This is a genomic window from Arthrobacter sp. AG367, assembly GCF_007828995.1.
In the GTDB taxonomy this organism is placed as follows: Bacteria; Actinomycetota; Actinomycetes; order Actinomycetales; family Micrococcaceae; genus Arthrobacter.
Genome location: NZ_VIVE01000003.1, coordinates 373696 through 388092 on the forward strand (window position 1 = coordinate 373696; position 14397 = coordinate 388092).

Consider the following 14397-nt stretch of genomic DNA (forward strand, 5'->3'; position numbering starts at 1 on the left):
CAGATATAACGGCCGACGGCGTCGCTCACCACACGTGGTGGGGGCGCCGTCGTCGTTTCAGCAGAAAGGGGTCCTCCTTGTCCCGCTCCGAAAAAGTGTCCTTTGCCGGTTCCACCGGCGAGATGCTGTCCGGCATCATTGACGTCCCGGAGGGCCCCGTCAAGGGCTGGGGAGTCTTCTCGCACGGTTTCACGCTGGGCAAGGACAGCCCCTCCGCAGCGCGGATGTGCAAGGCGCTGGCGGACAGCGGCATCGGAATGCTGCGCTTCGACAACCTGGGCCTGGGCGGCTCCGCCGGGGAATGGTCCGCCGGCTCGTTCAGCCACAAAGTGGCCGACACGGTGAAGGCCGCGGAGTTCATGCGTGCGGAGGGGAAGGAAATCTCCCTGCTGGTGGGCCACTCGTTCGGCGGCGCCGCGGTTCTTGCCGCAGCGCGGGAGATACCCGAGCTCGACGCCGTTGCCACCGTGGGAGCGCCCTTTTCCCCCAAACATGTGGCCCACGTTTTCGATGCCGCGCTGGACAGGATCCTGAGCGAGGGCAGCGCCGAAGTCGACCTCGGAGGCAAGCGGGTGGAGATCCGACGGCACTTCGTGGAGGACCTGGAGAACGCGGACCTGACGGACTGCATCAAGCAGCTGCACAAGCCCCTGATGGTGCTGCACTCCCCCACCGACAACACCGTGGGGATCGAGAATGCCAGCACCATCTTCCAGACGGCCAGGCATCCGAGGAACTTCGTGTCCCTTGAGGGCAGCGACCACCTGCTCACCGGCAAGGGCCAGGCCGCACGGGCGGCCAGGATCATCGCCGCCTGGGCGGACCAGTACCTCGACGCCGCACCTGCCTGACCCTCCCCGGCCTGTTTGGCCGGCCCTACTTGCCGATAGCCGCCTTGCTCTCGCTGATCCACTGTTCGGCTGCCTTGTCCGGCGTGACCCGCTTGAAAAGGACGTCAGTGTTGATCCGGGCGGTGATCTCCGAGACGGCGGTTGACCCGGTGGGGCCGATGTACGTTGGGGCGAAATCCATCTTGCCGATCTGGTTGATGTACTCCGCCTCCACCTTGCCCTGAGGGGTGAGCATGTCCTGGATGGCGGCGCGCATGTCGGAGTTGCCAGGGATGCCCCGGTCGCTCTGGATGATCCTGGCCGCGGCCGGGTTGTTGACCAGGAAGTTCACGAGCTTGGCGGCAGCGTCCGTGTGCTTGCTGCGTGCGGAGATGGTGTAGAACTGCGAGGACTGCAGCCAGATCCCCGGGGTGGGCTTCTCCCCCGGTAGCTTGAGCAGTTTCAGGTCTGCGCCGGAGGCTTTGCTGAGGGCGGTCAGTGAATTGCTCCACGTGAGCATCATTGCGGCCTTGCCCATGCCCATGAGGGTCTGCTCAGTGCTGACATTGAGCTTCTCCACCGTCTCCGAAGCACTCGGAGCGGCACCGGATTCACTAAGCTTCAGCGAGTAGTGGAAGTAGTCCTGCACCGTTTGCTTGCCCAGTCCCAGCTGTCCGTCCTGGGTGTACAGGGATTCGCCGCGCTGGCGGGCGAAGGCGTCCAGGGAGTCATGGGTGAGCACGGTTGCAGTTCCGTAGGTGCCCCGGGGGCTCTTGTCGGTGATGTCACCGGCAATCCTGGCGAAGTCGTCCCAGCTCCAGCTGCTGTCATCTGGCAGCGGAACCCCTGCCGCCGCGAAGACGGCGGGATTGGCCACAATGGCCAGTGCGTTGGCGCCGGTGGAAACGCCGTACTGTTTGCCCTTGACCTGTCCGTTTTCCAGGGCGCCCTGGTCGATCCTTGACAGGTCCAGTGAGCCCTGCACCGTGGTCAGGTCCAGCAACGCGCCGCGGTTTGCGTATTCGGCGGGGTAGGCGCCCCCCATGGTGATGACATCCGGCGCGTCGTTGGCGGCCATCTGGGTTGCGAGCTTGTCGAAGTAGCCGCTGATGTCGCCATATTCCGGCTTGACCTTGATGTTGGGGTTGGCGGCCTCAAACTCGGCAATGGCCTTGTTGGTCAGCTCGGCCCGGCCGGCATTGCCCCACCAGGAAAAGCGGATCTCCACGGGCCCGTCCCCGGCCTTGTTGGACGACGGGCTGGAACAGCCGGCCGTCACGGCCAGAAGGGCTGCGGCCGAGAGGACGGCAAGGGATTTACGGATTGTTCCGGTAGCAGGGCGCGTCATTGGGCAAGCTTCTTCCTTGGTGAGAAGGGTGGGTGAGCGAGAGAAAGCGGTTTCGTGAAACGTATCAACGGCGGGCAAAGCCCGTCAATAGGATCCCGTCATGGTTTCCGTACCGGTTATCGACCTGGAGTTCTCGGCGCACGATTTCACATGGCGGCCCCTTGACAGCGCTGTGGAACCCGCCAAGGATGGAATCGCCAGAAACCGCTTTCTCCCCGGTGCCGCGTTCCGGGGAGGCGCGCTGGCCATGCCCGGACATTTCGCGGCATCAGTCACCACACACCTGTAAGGAGGGCGTGCACCGTGCACAGCCACGCCAGCACCGTACGGCCGGAGGCCACGACCACGTCCCACCGGCGGCACAAGCAGATTGACAGGAAGGCGCTGGTCCGGCGGCACAACGTTCGTCAGCAAAGTCTTGATCCGCGAAGCCCTGTCTCAGTGGGCAACGGGGAGTTTGCCTTCACCATGGACCTCACGGGCCTTCAAAGCCTGCCAGCCGAGTACCCCGTGGGGCCCCGTGAGGACTCGCTTCCCCCGGGAACGCTGCTGGGCACCCAATCCACCTGGGGCTGGCACTCCATGCCTGGCGGCGATCGTTACAGCCTGGCAGGTTCCACGGTCCTCTACGACTCCCCACGTGGTCCGGTGCCGTACGTGGACATGGTGGGGGACATCGTCAATGACCGTGAGACAGGCACCTCAACGGCCGAAGCATGGCTGCGGGCAAACCCGCACCGCCTGGATCTGGGACGCATCGGTTTCCAGCTGCTGCAGGACGGGACCAGCCGGCCCATCAGCAGCAGCGAGCTTTCCCACGCCAGCCAGATTCTTGATCTTTGGACGGGCATCGTCACCAGCACCTTCGCCATCGCCGGCCACCAGGCCACGGTCACCACAGCCTGCCATCCGGACCGCGACGAACTAGGCATTCGGGTGGAGTCACCCGCGCTGGGTGACGGCCTGGTGATCGGCATCGACTTCCCGTACGGCTCCGAGGCGTGGCACAACGGCGCCGGGTGGGATCTGCCGGGCGCCCACACCACCATCCTCAACGGACCGCAACCTGCAGTATCCCATGCAGGGGCCAGCAGCTGGACGGTGGACCGCGAACTGGACAACGCGCGCTACCGCGTGGTGATCACCGGCCAAGGCCTGGTCGTGGAGCAGACCGGGGCGCACCACCTGCGCATACGGCCGGATGTCCACTCGAGCACCGAGGCGCTGGACCTGTCCATTGAGTTCATATCCGCCGCGGACGGGGACTGTATCCCCCGGGGCGGTGCGGGCCTTTCCAGAGTGGCAGGCAAGGCGGGCGTTGGCCGCCATGCGGGTCCCGCCGTCGGGCCTTCCCCTTCGGCGCCGTCGGTTCCCAGCGCAAACCAGCCCGGCAGCAACGTTGCAGCCGCCTCCATGGACCGTTGGCCCAGGTTCTGGTCGTCCGGAGGTGCCATCGAGCTGGCTGCCACGCCGGACCCACGGGCCAGGGAGCTCGAACGCCGGATTGTCCTCTCCCAGTACCTGACGGCCGTCAACTGCTCCGGATCGCTGCCGCCGCAGGAAACAGGCCTGGTGTGCAGCTCGTGGCGCGGCCGCTTCCACCTGGAGATGCATTGGTGGCACGCCGCCCATTTTGCGCACTGGAACCGGACGGAGCTCCTCCTCCCCTCCCTGCGCTGGTACTCAACGGTGCTGGAAACGTCGCGGGAAACCGCCCGGGCGCAGGGCTTCGACGGCGCCCGCTGGCCCAAGCAGGTAGGCCCGGACGGCAGGGAGAGCCCCAGCCCGATCGGGACGTTCCTGATTTGGCAGCAGCCGCATCCCATCCATTTGGCCGAGCTGCTATACCGGGCCAATCCGGGCCCTGACGTGCTGGAGGAGTTCGCTGACATCGTGTTCGAAACCGCCGCGTTCATGGCGGGCTTCGCCCATCGCACCCCGAGGGGTTTCGAACTTGGGCCGCCGCTCATACCCGCACAGGAGAGCTATGGGTCCATGCGGGCGAAGATCAAAAACCCGACGTTCGAACTCGCTTACTGGCAGTGGGGCCTCAGGACTGCCGCCGCCTGGCGGGAACGGTTGGGCCTCGAGCCCGTTGCATGCTGGCAGGAGGTTGCTGACGGGCTGGTGCGCCCGCGCGTAGTCGACGGCGTCTATGCGGCAATGGACGTGGAGCCCTTCACCATCAGGACGGACCATCCCTCGATGCTCTGCGCACTGGGCGTCCTGCCGCTGACAGACCTGATCGATGAGGCAGTCATGCGGGCCACCCTTGAGGATGTCCTGGCCGACTGGGACTGGACCACCACATGGGGGTGGGACTACCCGGTGATGGCGATGACCGCTGCCCGGCTCGGGGACCCGGAGTACGCCGTCGACGCGCTCCTGCAGGAGGCCGGTAAGAACACAGTCCTGACGAACGGTCACAACCGGCAGACGGACTCCTTGCCGTTGTACCTTCCAGGCAACGGGGGGCTCCTTGCCGCGGCCGCGCTGATGGCTGCCGGCTGGGACCACGGCCCGGACCGCCACGCTCCGGGCTTTCCGCCCGGCTGGACCGTTGCGTGGGAAGGTCTGGTGCCGGCCCCCTGACGTCGCTGTGCTGGAGGGCCGGACAATTCTACGGCCGGGCGCGCGTCAGGTTTGGGGCGTGGTTCGGCGTGCGCCGAGGATCGTCTTGCGCGGAGGAGCGTCCGACTCCAGGTCCGCTTCACGGACGGCCGCCCATCCTGCCGAGACAAGGTAGACCTGGCTGACGAGGTTGAACCAGATGAGCAGGCCGATGATGATGGCAAACGGCGCCAGGATGGGATTGCGGCTGGCCCCGCCAAGAAGTTCAGTGCTGAAGATCTGCAGTATGGTGGTGCCCACGGCGGCCAGGACGGTGCCTTCGACCAGTGCCTGGCGGGACAGCTTGAGCCCCGCGGCCAACCGGAACATGATCAGCGCCGTGACCCAGTTCAGGACCAGCGGGACGACGATTTTGACGGAGGTGGTCAGCGGGCCGGCCAAGGCGTCGCTGAGGTGCAGGAAGTCCGCTACCCAACCCGCCAGTGTGCCGAACACCAGCGATGCACCGCCGCTGATCACCAGGGCCACGCCCAGCAGCAGCAGGGTTCCGGCGTCGCGCAGCTTCATCACGATGGGATTGACGATCAGCGGCGGCAGCTGCAGGACGCCGCGCAGGCCGTCCCGGAGGCCGTTGATCCAACCGAGTGATGTGACCACCGTTACCAGCGCACCGATGACCGCGGTCCAGCCGAGGCCGTTGGGATCCAGCATGTCCTTGGGGTCCACCAGCCCCGGTCCGCCGTTGACTTTCAGTAGGCCCGGTGCGCTGGCGGCCACGCTGCCGATAACGGTGTCCAGCAGCGCCGGCTGGCCGCTGAGGACCAGCCCGGCGATGGAGAAGCCGGTGGCCAGCAGGCCTGTGACGGAGAAAAACATGTTGAAGCCGATGCCGGCGCTCATCAGCGGCCCGTAGTGGAGGGTGTAGTGCCGGAAGGCGCGCATGGGGCGCAGGACGTTCAGGCGGGCGGTGAGCCACTGAACCAAGGCCATCAGGGCACCGAATTTTTTGCCGGACCTGCGCGCCCGGTTCCATTCCATCCGCTTTTGGATGACCTCCAGCTTCAGCCTGGCCTGCTCGGTGGGCAGCGGCTGCTGGTTACCCTGCGTCGGTTGGGGTGTCCGCGGCAGCGTCCGTGAACCGGGTGCCGGCGTTGTTGTCAGTTTCGGTCCCAAAGTCCAGCTCTTCCCGTAGCTGCCAGATGCCGTCGGCATCGTGCTCGTAGAGTCCCATGCTAACCACAGGGAAGGTGGCCTTGTAGTTCTTCAGCACCGTTTCGGCCTCGTCAAGGCTTTCCGGGGCGACGTCGTGGGCGATGGTGACGTGCGGATGGTAGGCAAAGGGCAGTTCACGGTGGAGTGGGCCCTGCTGGAGCCTGCGGTGCAGGTCCACGCAGTGCTCGAACCCGTCCTCCACATTGATGAAGACTACGGGGGAAACGGGCCGGAAAGTTCCGGTCCCGGCGATGGTCACCATGAACGGGCTCTGGCAGCGGGCCACTTCGCGGACATGCCGGAGGGTCGCTTCCCAGTCCTGGGTGGGGGTGGTGGTGACCAGCGTAATGTGGGCCGGTACCACGTCCGCCAGCGGGTCACCGAACGACGCCCGCCAGCGCTGCAGCTCTTCGGCGATGTCTGCCGGAAAGCCCAGGATGACGCCCACGCTGACCTCTTCGCTGCGGGCCACCTCATGGTTCGCCGCCGCATTCCGGCCTGGCTGGTCTCCCAAGCGGTCAGCCAGGGTCTGCTCCACCTGGCCGGCAGAGCAGGCACCTCCCCTGGCGGTGACTTTTCCCGAAGACATGGCGCTAGCGGACTCCCGCGAGGCTGAGGGACGGCAGGAAGCCCATGCGCTCGTAGACCTGGGCCAGGGTGACGGAGGCGATCTCGCGGGCCCGCTCAGCGCCAAGGGCCAGCAGCCGGTCAAGCTCGGCGGGATCTGCCATCAGCTCATTGGTCCGGTTGCGCAGCGGGGTGATGAAGTCCACCACAACTTCGGCGAGGTCAACCTTGAGGTGGCCGTACATCTTGCCCTGGTACTCGGCTTCAAGCTCCGCCACGGACTTGCCCGTCAGCGAGGAGTAGATGGTCAGCAGGTTGGACACGCCGGGCTTTTCCTCAGGGTCGAAGCGGATGTCCGTGCCGGCGTCGGTCACTGCCGACTTGATGCGCTTGGCTGCGATCTTGGGATCCTCCAGCAGCTGGATGGCACCGTTGGGCGACTCCCCCGTCTTGGACATCTTGGCGCTGGGATTCTGGAGGTCGTAGATCTTGGCGCTTTCCTTGACGATCGTGGCCTCCGGAACCGTGAAGGTGTGGCCGAACCGGGTGTTGAAACGCTGCGCCAGGTTCCGCGTCAGTTCCAGGTGCTGCCGCTGGTCCTCGCCGACGGGCACGAGGTCGCTCTGGTACAGGAGAATGTCCGCGGCCATCAGGGTGGGGTAGGCGAACAGGCCCAGTGTTGCGGAGTCCGCGCCGGACTTCTGGGTTTTGTCCTTGAACTGGGTCATCCGGGAAGCCTCGCCAAACCCGGTAATGCAGTTCAGCGCCCACGCAAGCTGCGCATGCTCGGGAACATGGGACTGGACGAAGAAGATGCTCTTGTCCGGGTCGATGCCGGCCGCGATGTACTGGGCAGCCACAATGCGGGTCCGCTTGGCCAGCTCGGCGGGGTCGAAGTCCACCGTGATGGCGTGCAGGTCCGGGATGAAAAAGACGGCGTCGTACTCCGCCTGCATGTCCACCCAGTTGCGCACGGCACCGATGTAGTTGCCCAGGTGCAGGGAGTCGGCGGTGGGCTTGGCGCCGGAAAGGATGCGCTTCTTGGCAGTGGAGGAAGTCTGGCTGGTCATGGAAAACTTTCGGGCTTAGAGCTGGTAATCCACTACCAGCGGGGCGTGATCGGAGAAGCGGGTGTCCCAGGAGGCTGCACGGTCCACGACAGCCGAAATGGCGGAGGCCGCCAGTTCGGGGGTGGCCATGTGGTAGTCGATGCGCCAGCCGGTGTCGTTGTCGAATGCCTTGCCGCGCCAGGACCACCATGTGTAGGGCCCGTCGACATCCCCTGCCAGGGTCCGGTGGACGTCATGCCAGCCGATCTCCTCACCGAAGAACCGGTCGAAGTAGGCGCGTTCCTCCGGCAGGTGCCCGGCCTTCTTGAGGTTGCCCTTGGAGTTCCTGATGTCACGGGGGGTGTGCGCCACGTTGAGGTCGCCCACCACCAGGGCGTGGTCGCTGTGCTTGGTCAGTTCCGGCAGGCGGGTGGTCATGACGTCCAGGAAGCGGAACTTGTCATCCTGCTTGGGCGTCCCCACTTCACCGGAATGCACATAGGCGCTGGCAACCGTGAGCTGCACGGGGTTCCCTGCGGCGTCGGGGACGCGGAAGTCGGCTTCAACCCAGCGCCCGGCGGTGGCGAAGTAGTCGTCACCGATGCCGTTCCTGGTGGCCAGGGGCTCCTGGCGGGAGGCAATGGCGACGCCGGCACGGCCTTTTGCTTCCGCTTCCGCGTGCAGGATATGCCAGTCCTCCCCCAACAGTTGCCGGACGACGGCGTCAGGGGCTCGGACCTCCTGCAGGCAGAGGATGTCCACTTCCCGCGGCTCAAGCCAGGCCGCCATACCGTTCTTGTAGGCAGCCCGGAGGCCGTTTACGTTGACGGATGCGATGCGAAGGTGGTCCTTGTTCAATGCCGAGCTCACCCGCTCCACTCTAGTCGATGATGGTTCCGGTCACCGGCTCCCCGCTGCCGCCGGAGGACTTGATCATGTCCCGGGCGTTGGTGGCTGTGATCTCGATGGTTTCAAGGGCGCGGTTGATCGTGTCCTGGTTGGCGTCGGCGCCCTTGGCCCGCTCCTCCTCCACCACGCGGACCTGCACCTGGACGATCTTGAAGGAATGGTCCAGCTTCAGGTCGCGCACCTCGTCTGCCTCGGAACGTTCGTAGACCACCCGGGTGCCGCCGTGGTCGGCGGAGGTGCGGGCCGGTACGCGGCCGGTGGCGGTGTTGAAGGCGCTCTGGGCTTCGGACAGCTTTGCGCCCGCTTTCCTGGCGGCCCGCTGGATGCTGAAGACCACGAACGCAGCCAGTGCCAGCCAGAAGGCGGCGATGATGGCGACAACCCAGCCCACCACGTCGTTCTGGTTTGCGGCGAAGATCACGGCCACAATGAACGCCGTCACCAGGACCATCAGGCCCGGCCCGCTGATCCGGAACATGGAAAAACCGCCCCGGGCGGGTTTGGAAGATGACGAGGAGCTGCCCAAAGTTCGCATGCAGCCATTGTCTCAAACGGCGGACTGTGCTCCCGCCGCCTTCCACCCCCGGCGAACAGGGCAGCTCGCCGGGCAGGCTATTTCAGGAACAAACTCCGCAGGCGCAATGTGGTCAGCAGCATCCCCACGGCGGTCATCACCAGGTAGTAGCCAACATGCAGTGGCGTGGCAGCCGTAAAAGTGCCCACACTGATCTGCCGCAGCAGTTCCACCCCGTGCCAGAGCGGCATGGCCTGGATGAACCACTGGATGGGTTGTGGGTAGACGCTGAGCGGGTAGAACGTGGCGCTGAACAGGAACATGGGCAGCAGGATGAAGTTGATCCAGTCCATCTGCTGGAAGGTCTTGAGGAAGCTGGTGATGCCCATGCCCAGGCTGGCGAACCCAAAGGCGATCAGCACCGAGGCTGGGATCATCAGCAGTGCCCAGGGCGTGGTGATCAGTCCCATGATGCCCATGACCGCAGTGAAGCCGGTGGCATAGAGCATCCCCCGCAGCAGGGCCAGGAAGATCTCGCCAAGCGCCACGTCCAGCGGGCCCAGGGACGTATACAGCATGCCCTGGTAGAGCTTGGCGAAGTTCATCTTGAAGAAGACGTTCCAGGTGGAGTCATAGACGGCGCCGTTCATCGCGGAGACGGCCAGCAGTGCCGGTGCGATGTAGGCCGCATAGCTGATGGTGGTTCCGTTGGGTCCCTGGACGCTGCCAACGATCGCGCCCAGTCCCACCCCCATGGAAAGGAGGAACAGCACCGGCTCAAAGAACCCGGACAGCATCACCAGCCAGTTGGTGCTCCGTGTGGCCATCAGCCCACGGGCAATGACTGCCCTGGCATTGCCTGAATACAGGGGCCCGAAAGTGCGGCTGCGGGCTTGCTCCGCGGCGCTCCGGGAGGCGCCGGCGGGACCGGAAAATGTGCTCACTGGCCCATCCTCAGGGCAAACCGGCGCCGCGTCAGGACCCAGCCGGTGACTGCCAACCCCGCCAGGACGGCCGCATGGAGCACGCTGAGGATCGCCGGTTCGCGGTATCCGAAGCTGAGCACCCGGCCCAGTTCGGTGCCATGCCAGATGGGCGAAATCCAGCCCACCCAGCGGACCGCCAACGGCAGGTTGTCCAGCGGGAAGAACGTCCCGGAGAACAGGAAGAGCGGCATCACGATGAACCGCATCACCAGTGCGAACTGCCCCTTGTCTTCGGTGATCGATGCGGAATATGCCATCAGCGGCAGCCCGAAGGCCAGCCCTGTCAGGGTGGCCACCAGTATCCCGGCCCAGCCCCAGCCCGACGGCGAGGCACCGAACAGTGCCACGGCCGCGAAGTAGATGGCCGACTGCAGCACCAGGCGCAGCGTCACGGCCATGACCTGCCCGGCGGCGATCTGCTGCGGCGTCAGCGGCGACGCGTGCGGGCCGTAGTAGACCCGGCGCCATTTGAACCCTGCCATGACGGGAAAAGTGAACTCGTTGGCTGCCGTCATCACGGCGGCGGACACCAGCAGCGCCGGGGCGATAAAGGCGAGGTAGGACACGCCGCCAAAGGCCGCGTTGCCGGTATCCACCAGGGTGGCCAGTCCCACCCCCATGGCGAAGAGGTACGCCACCGGTTGGCCCACGCTGTACATCAGGATGGACCAGCTGTAACCCTTCATCACCCGGAGCACCTGCTCGGCATAGTAGAAGGAGCCCCAGCGCCGCGCCCTTGCCGCCGAAACCGCCGGCGCATGCGCGCGCAGGCCGCCCGGCTGCGCGGCCCCTGCCTGCCCTCCGGTCGGCTGCCGCCCGGACGCCTGCCTATCAGTCAATGAGGCTCCTGCCGGTGAGCCGAAGGAAAACATCCTCCAGCGACGACCGCCGGACCAGCGATGTCAGCGGCCTCAGGCCGCGGGCCGACACCTGCTCAAGGGCTGACTCGCCGTCGTGCGCGTACATCAGCACCCGGTCCGGCAGCACCTCAAGCCGTTCCCCGATGCCTTCCAGCCGGGACGCGATCGCGGCGTTCCGCTCGGAACCAAACCGCAGTTCCACCACCTCCCGGGTGGAATGCCCGCGGATCAGCTGCGCGGGCGAGCCCTCGGCCATGATCCGGCCCTTGTCCACCACGATCAGCCGGTCGCAGAGCTGCTCGGCCTCATCCATGTAATGGGTGGTGAGGATCAGGGTGACGCCCTGCTCCTTGAGCCGGAACAGGCGGTCCCACAGGATGTGCCGGGCCTGGGGATCCAGGCCCGTGGTGGGCTCGTCCAGCAGCAGGATCTGCGGCTCGTTGATCAGGGAACGGGCGATGGTCAGGCGGCGTTTCATGCCGCCGGAGAGCGCGTCCACCTTGGATCTCGCTTTGTCCGTCAGCTGTGCGAACTCCAGCAGTTCATCGGCCTTGGGCCTGAGGTAGCTCATGGGCAGGCCGAAGTAGCGGCCGTAGACCAGGAGGTTGTCGCGGACGCGGAGTTCCTCGTCCAGGTTGTCCTGCTGCGGAACCACGCCCAGGTGGGCGCGTACCTCGGGTCCGTGCGTGTCCGGGTCCAGGCCCATGATGGTGAGCCGGCCGGCGGACCGGCGGGTCACGCCGCCGATCATCTTCATGGTGGTGGATTTGCCCGCGCCGTTGGGCCCCAGGAGGCCGAAGGACTCCCCCGCTTGCACGGTGAACGAGATGCCGTCCACGGCGGCCACGTCGCCGTAAGTCTTGGTCAGGTTTTCGGCGGAGATGACGGTGCCGGACGGCGGGCCCCCGGTCATCGTGCCGGAGGGGGTAAGGGCGTGGTTGTGCACCTGTGCAGACTAGTGGAGGCGCGGCGCAGGTGGAAGTGTGCTTGCAGTTACGTTGAAACGGACGACGGCGGCACGGCGCCTTCCCTGCGGAAGGTACCGTGCCGCCGTCGTGCACTTAGTGCCGGGGACTAGTGCGCGTTGGCTGCCGCGCGTTCGGCGGCCTCCACCACGTTGGTCATCAGCAGCGCCACGGTCATGGGACCGACACCCCCGGGGTTCGGCGAAATCCAGCCGGCCACATCGGCGGCGGCGGGGTCGATGTCGCCGTAGACGCGGCTCTTGCCGGTGTCCGGATCGGTCTCGCGGGTAACGCCGACATCCAGCACCGCTGCGCCCGGCTTTACGTCCGCGGCCTTGACGATGTGCTTCACACCGGCCGCGCCCACGATGACGTCCGCCTGCCGCAGCAGTTCTGACAGGTTCCTGGTCCCGGTATGGGTCAGGGTCACGGTGGCGTTCACCTCGCGCCGCGTGAGCAGCAGGCCGATGGAGCGGCCGATCGTGACGCCGCGCCCCACCACCACAACGTGCTTGCCTGCCAGGCTGTATCCGTTGCGCTCCAGGAGCTCGATGACCCCGCGGGGGGTGCACGGCAGCGGCGTGGTGATCTTGTTGTTGACGTTCAGCACCAGCCGGCCAAGGTTGGTGGGGTGCAGGCCGTCGGCATCCTTGGCGGGATCGATGCGCTCCAGGATGGCGTCCGTGTCCAGGTGCTTGGGCAGCGGCAACTGCACAATGTAGCCGTGGCAGGCCGGGTCCGCATTGAGTTCGTCAATGAGGGCCTCCACCTGTTCCTGCGTGGCATCGGCCGGAAGCTCACGCTGGATGGAGTTCATCCCGATCTGCTCGGACTGCTTGTGCTTCATGGACACGTACAGCTGCGAGGCGGGGTCCGCTCCCACCAGCACAGTGGCGATGCCGGGCGTGACGCCCTTGGCCTTGAGTGCGGCCACTCGTTCGGTCAGCTCGGCCTTGATGGCGGCGGCGGTAGCCTTGCCGTCAAGGATCTGTGCGGTTGTGGTTTCAGCCATCGGTTACCACTGCTCGTGCTGCGGGTAGAGCGGGAAGTCGGCTGCCAGCTTGTCCACGCGGGCCTGCAGGGCCTCGACGTCGGCGCTGGTGCCTGCCTTGAGGGCGGTGGCGATGATCTCGGCCACCTCGGTGAATTCGGCGGCACCGAAGCCGCGGGTGGCCAGGGCCGGGGTGCCGATGCGCAGGCCGGAGGTGACCATCGGCGGGCGGGGGTCGAACGGCACGGCGTTGCGGTTGACGGTGATGCCCACCGAGTGCAGCAGGTCTTCTGCCTGCTGGCCGTCCAGCTGCGAGTTGCGAAGGTCCACGAGCACCAGGTGGACGTCCGTGCCGCCGGTGAGGACGGAGACGCCGGCCTCTGACACGTCGGCCTGGTTCAGGCGGTCGGCGATGATCCGGGCGCCTTCCAGGACGCGCTCCTGGCGCTCCTTGAATTCCTGCGTGCCGGCAATCTTGAAGGCCACGGCCTTGGCGGCGATGACGTGCATCAGCGGCCCGCCCTGCTGGCCCGGGAAGACGCTGGAGTTCAGCTTCTTGGCCCACTGTTCCTTGGCCAGGATCACACCCGAGCGGGGCCCGGCCAGGGTCTTGTGCACGGTGGAGGTGACGACGTCGGAGTGCGGCACCGGGCTCGGGTGCAGTCCGGCGGCAACCAGTCCGGCGAAGTGCGCCATGTCGGTCCAGAGCAGCGCGCCAACCTCATCGGCGATGGAGCGGAAGGCGGCGAAGTCGAGATGGCGCGGGTAGGCGGACCAGCCGGCGATGATGACCTGCGGCTTTTCGGCGATGGCCTGCTCGCGGAGCTTGTCCATGTCGATGCGGAAGGTGTCTTCCTCAACCTGGTAGGCGGCCACCTGGTACAGCTTGCCGGAGAAGTTCAGCTTCATGCCGTGGGTCAGGTGCCCGCCGTGGGCCAGGGACAGGCCCAGGATCTTGTCGCCCGGGGTGATCATGGCGGAGAGGGCGGCGGCGTTGGCCTGCGCGCCGGAGTGCGGCTGGACGTTGGCGTATTCGGCGCCGAACAGTGCCTTGACCCTGTCGATGGCCAGCTGCTCTGCGATGTCGACGTATTCACAGCCGCCGTAGTAGCGGCGGCCCGGGTAGCCCTCGGCGTACTTGTTGGTGAGGACGGAGCCCTGGGCTTCCATCACGGCGCGGGGCGCAAAGTTTTCGGAGGCAATCATCTCCAGGGTGCCGCGCTGGCGGCCGAGCTCCTGGTCCAGGACTGCTGCAATTTCGGGATCGAGCTCAGCCAACGGCTGGTTGCTCACGGCTGTGGTTGAGGTGGCTGTAGTAGTCACGGAGAACTCCTGGCTAGGGATATGGGCACTGCTTAGGTCAGGCTACCGGGTGGCGCACTTTCGCACCGCGTTGATGACAGGGCGTGAAAGCTCGGCATGGCACTGCTGCGCTGACGCGGGTGCAGCCCCATTTCCGGCAAAACATGACCCTCGGCCCAGGCGTACGATCCGTGGTCTTCGTGATTGCCGCTCCCTGGTGGTTAGCCACCCAACGCCAGTTGCGACCATCCCAGCCTACCAAAACCGGCGCCCCCGGCGCGGGTAGGCTATTA

The 14397-nt window shown here is 66.1% G+C and carries 14 protein-coding genes; 3 read left to right on the forward strand and 11 right to left on the reverse strand.

The features are described 5' to 3' along the window. Positions 1 to 77 precede the first annotated feature (77 nt). The gene (locus FB478_RS11415; protein WP_144600482.1) at positions 78 to 851 is read left to right on the forward strand and encodes a carboxylesterase; all 774 of its coding nucleotides are present in this window, start codon (positions 78 to 80) and stop codon (positions 849 to 851) included. A gap of 25 nt (positions 852 to 876) precedes the next feature. Here the strand turns inward: FB478_RS11415 and FB478_RS11420 are convergent, their stop codons facing one another. Then, positions 877 to 2178: an ABC transporter substrate-binding protein gene (locus tag FB478_RS11420; RefSeq protein WP_056393455.1), complete on the reverse strand. Its 1302-nt coding sequence runs from the start codon at positions 2176 to 2178 to the stop codon at positions 877 to 879. Between the two features lie 100 nt (positions 2179 to 2278). Between FB478_RS11420 and FB478_RS11425 the strand changes: the two genes are divergently transcribed. Both FB478_RS11425 and FB478_RS11430 read left to right on the forward strand, forming a co-directional pair. Continuing rightward, a complete protein-coding gene (locus tag FB478_RS11425) occupies positions 2279 to 2467 on the forward strand; it encodes a hypothetical protein (protein WP_056393454.1) in 189 nt (62 codons plus the stop codon). Positions 2468 to 2481: 14 nt separating this feature from the next. Further along, positions 2482 to 4770: a hypothetical protein gene (locus FB478_RS11430; RefSeq protein WP_223994424.1), complete on the forward strand. Its 2289-nt coding sequence runs from the start codon at positions 2482 to 2484 to the stop codon at positions 4768 to 4770. A gap of 45 nt (positions 4771 to 4815) precedes the next feature. Here FB478_RS11430 and FB478_RS11435 read toward each other — a convergent pair whose 3' ends face one another. From FB478_RS11435 to glyA, 10 genes are all read right to left on the reverse strand, one after another. Next, positions 4816 to 5787, reverse strand: a complete 972-nt coding sequence (locus tag FB478_RS11435; protein ID WP_186447786.1) for a YihY/virulence factor BrkB family protein — start codon at positions 5785 to 5787, stop codon at positions 4816 to 4818. A gap of 58 nt (positions 5788 to 5845) precedes the next feature. Continuing rightward, a complete protein-coding gene (locus FB478_RS11440; RefSeq protein WP_235509878.1) occupies positions 5846 to 6550 on the reverse strand; it encodes a 2'-5' RNA ligase family protein in 705 nt (234 codons plus the stop codon). A gap of 4 nt (positions 6551 to 6554) precedes the next feature. Continuing rightward, the gene (trpS, locus tag FB478_RS11445; protein WP_018770224.1) at positions 6555 to 7598 is read right to left on the reverse strand and encodes a tryptophan--tRNA ligase; all 1044 of its coding nucleotides are present in this window, start codon (positions 7596 to 7598) and stop codon (positions 6555 to 6557) included. Positions 7599 to 7613: 15 nt separating this feature from the next. Then, positions 7614 to 8447 (reverse strand): exodeoxyribonuclease III, encoded by an 834-nt coding sequence (locus FB478_RS11450; protein ID WP_018770225.1) that lies wholly within the window; start codon positions 8445 to 8447, stop codon positions 7614 to 7616. Positions 8448 to 8457: 10 nt separating this feature from the next. Next, positions 8458 to 9021, reverse strand: coding sequence for a hypothetical protein (locus tag FB478_RS11455; RefSeq protein ID WP_144600484.1), 564 nt, complete (start codon positions 9019 to 9021; stop codon positions 8458 to 8460). 77 nt (positions 9022 to 9098) lie between these two features. Further along, complete coding sequence (locus FB478_RS11460; RefSeq protein WP_144600486.1) at positions 9099 to 9944, reverse strand: ABC transporter permease; 846 nt, start codon at positions 9942 to 9944, stop codon at positions 9099 to 9101. Next, positions 9941 to 10825, reverse strand: coding sequence for an ABC transporter permease (locus tag FB478_RS11465; RefSeq protein ID WP_395858347.1), 885 nt, complete (start codon positions 10823 to 10825; stop codon positions 9941 to 9943). Before FB478_RS11465 ends, FB478_RS11460 begins: the two co-directional genes overlap by 4 nt. Beyond that, a complete protein-coding gene (locus tag FB478_RS11470) occupies positions 10818 to 11759 on the reverse strand; it encodes an ABC transporter ATP-binding protein (protein ID WP_018770229.1) in 942 nt (313 codons plus the stop codon). Before FB478_RS11470 ends, FB478_RS11465 begins: the two co-directional genes overlap by 8 nt. Positions 11760 to 11920: 161 nt before the next feature. Next, on the reverse strand, positions 11921 to 12823 hold the full coding sequence (locus FB478_RS11475) for a bifunctional methylenetetrahydrofolate dehydrogenase/methenyltetrahydrofolate cyclohydrolase (RefSeq protein ID WP_018770230.1): 903 nt from the start codon (positions 12821 to 12823) through the stop codon (positions 11921 to 11923). 3 nt (positions 12824 to 12826) lie between these two features. Continuing rightward, positions 12827 to 14125, reverse strand: a complete 1299-nt coding sequence (gene glyA / locus FB478_RS11480) for a serine hydroxymethyltransferase (protein WP_056393445.1) — start codon at positions 14123 to 14125, stop codon at positions 12827 to 12829. Positions 14126 to 14397: the final 272 nt, after the last annotated feature.

What these genes read in the sequence shown, in the direction of transcription:
- FB478_RS11420 (WP_056393455.1), bottom strand. Translation starts at nt 2,178, where the DNA reads ATGACGCGCCCTGCTACCGGAACAATCCGTAAATCCCTTGCCGTCCTC.
- FB478_RS11425 (WP_056393454.1), top strand. Translation starts at nt 2,279, where the DNA reads ATGGTTTCCGTACCGGTTATCGACCTGGAGTTCTCGGCGCACGATTTC.
- FB478_RS11435 (WP_186447786.1), bottom strand. Translation starts at nt 5,787, where the DNA reads ATGGAATGGAACCGGGCGCGCAGGTCCGGCAAAAAATTCGGTGCCCTG.
- FB478_RS11440 (WP_235509878.1), bottom strand. Translation starts at nt 6,550, where the DNA reads ATGTCTTCGGGAAAAGTCACCGCCAGGGGAGGTGCCTGCTCTGCCGGC.
- trpS (WP_018770224.1), bottom strand. Translation starts at nt 7,598, where the DNA reads ATGACCAGCCAGACTTCCTCCACTGCCAAGAAGCGCATCCTTTCCGGC.
- FB478_RS11455 (WP_144600484.1), bottom strand. Translation starts at nt 9,021, where the DNA reads ATGCGAACTTTGGGCAGCTCCTCGTCATCTTCCAAACCCGCCCGGGGC.
- FB478_RS11470 (WP_018770229.1), bottom strand. Translation starts at nt 11,759, where the DNA reads ATGACCGGGGGCCCGCCGTCCGGCACCGTCATCTCCGCCGAAAACCTG.
- FB478_RS11475 (WP_018770230.1), bottom strand. Translation starts at nt 12,823, where the DNA reads ATGGCTGAAACCACAACCGCACAGATCCTTGACGGCAAGGCTACCGCC.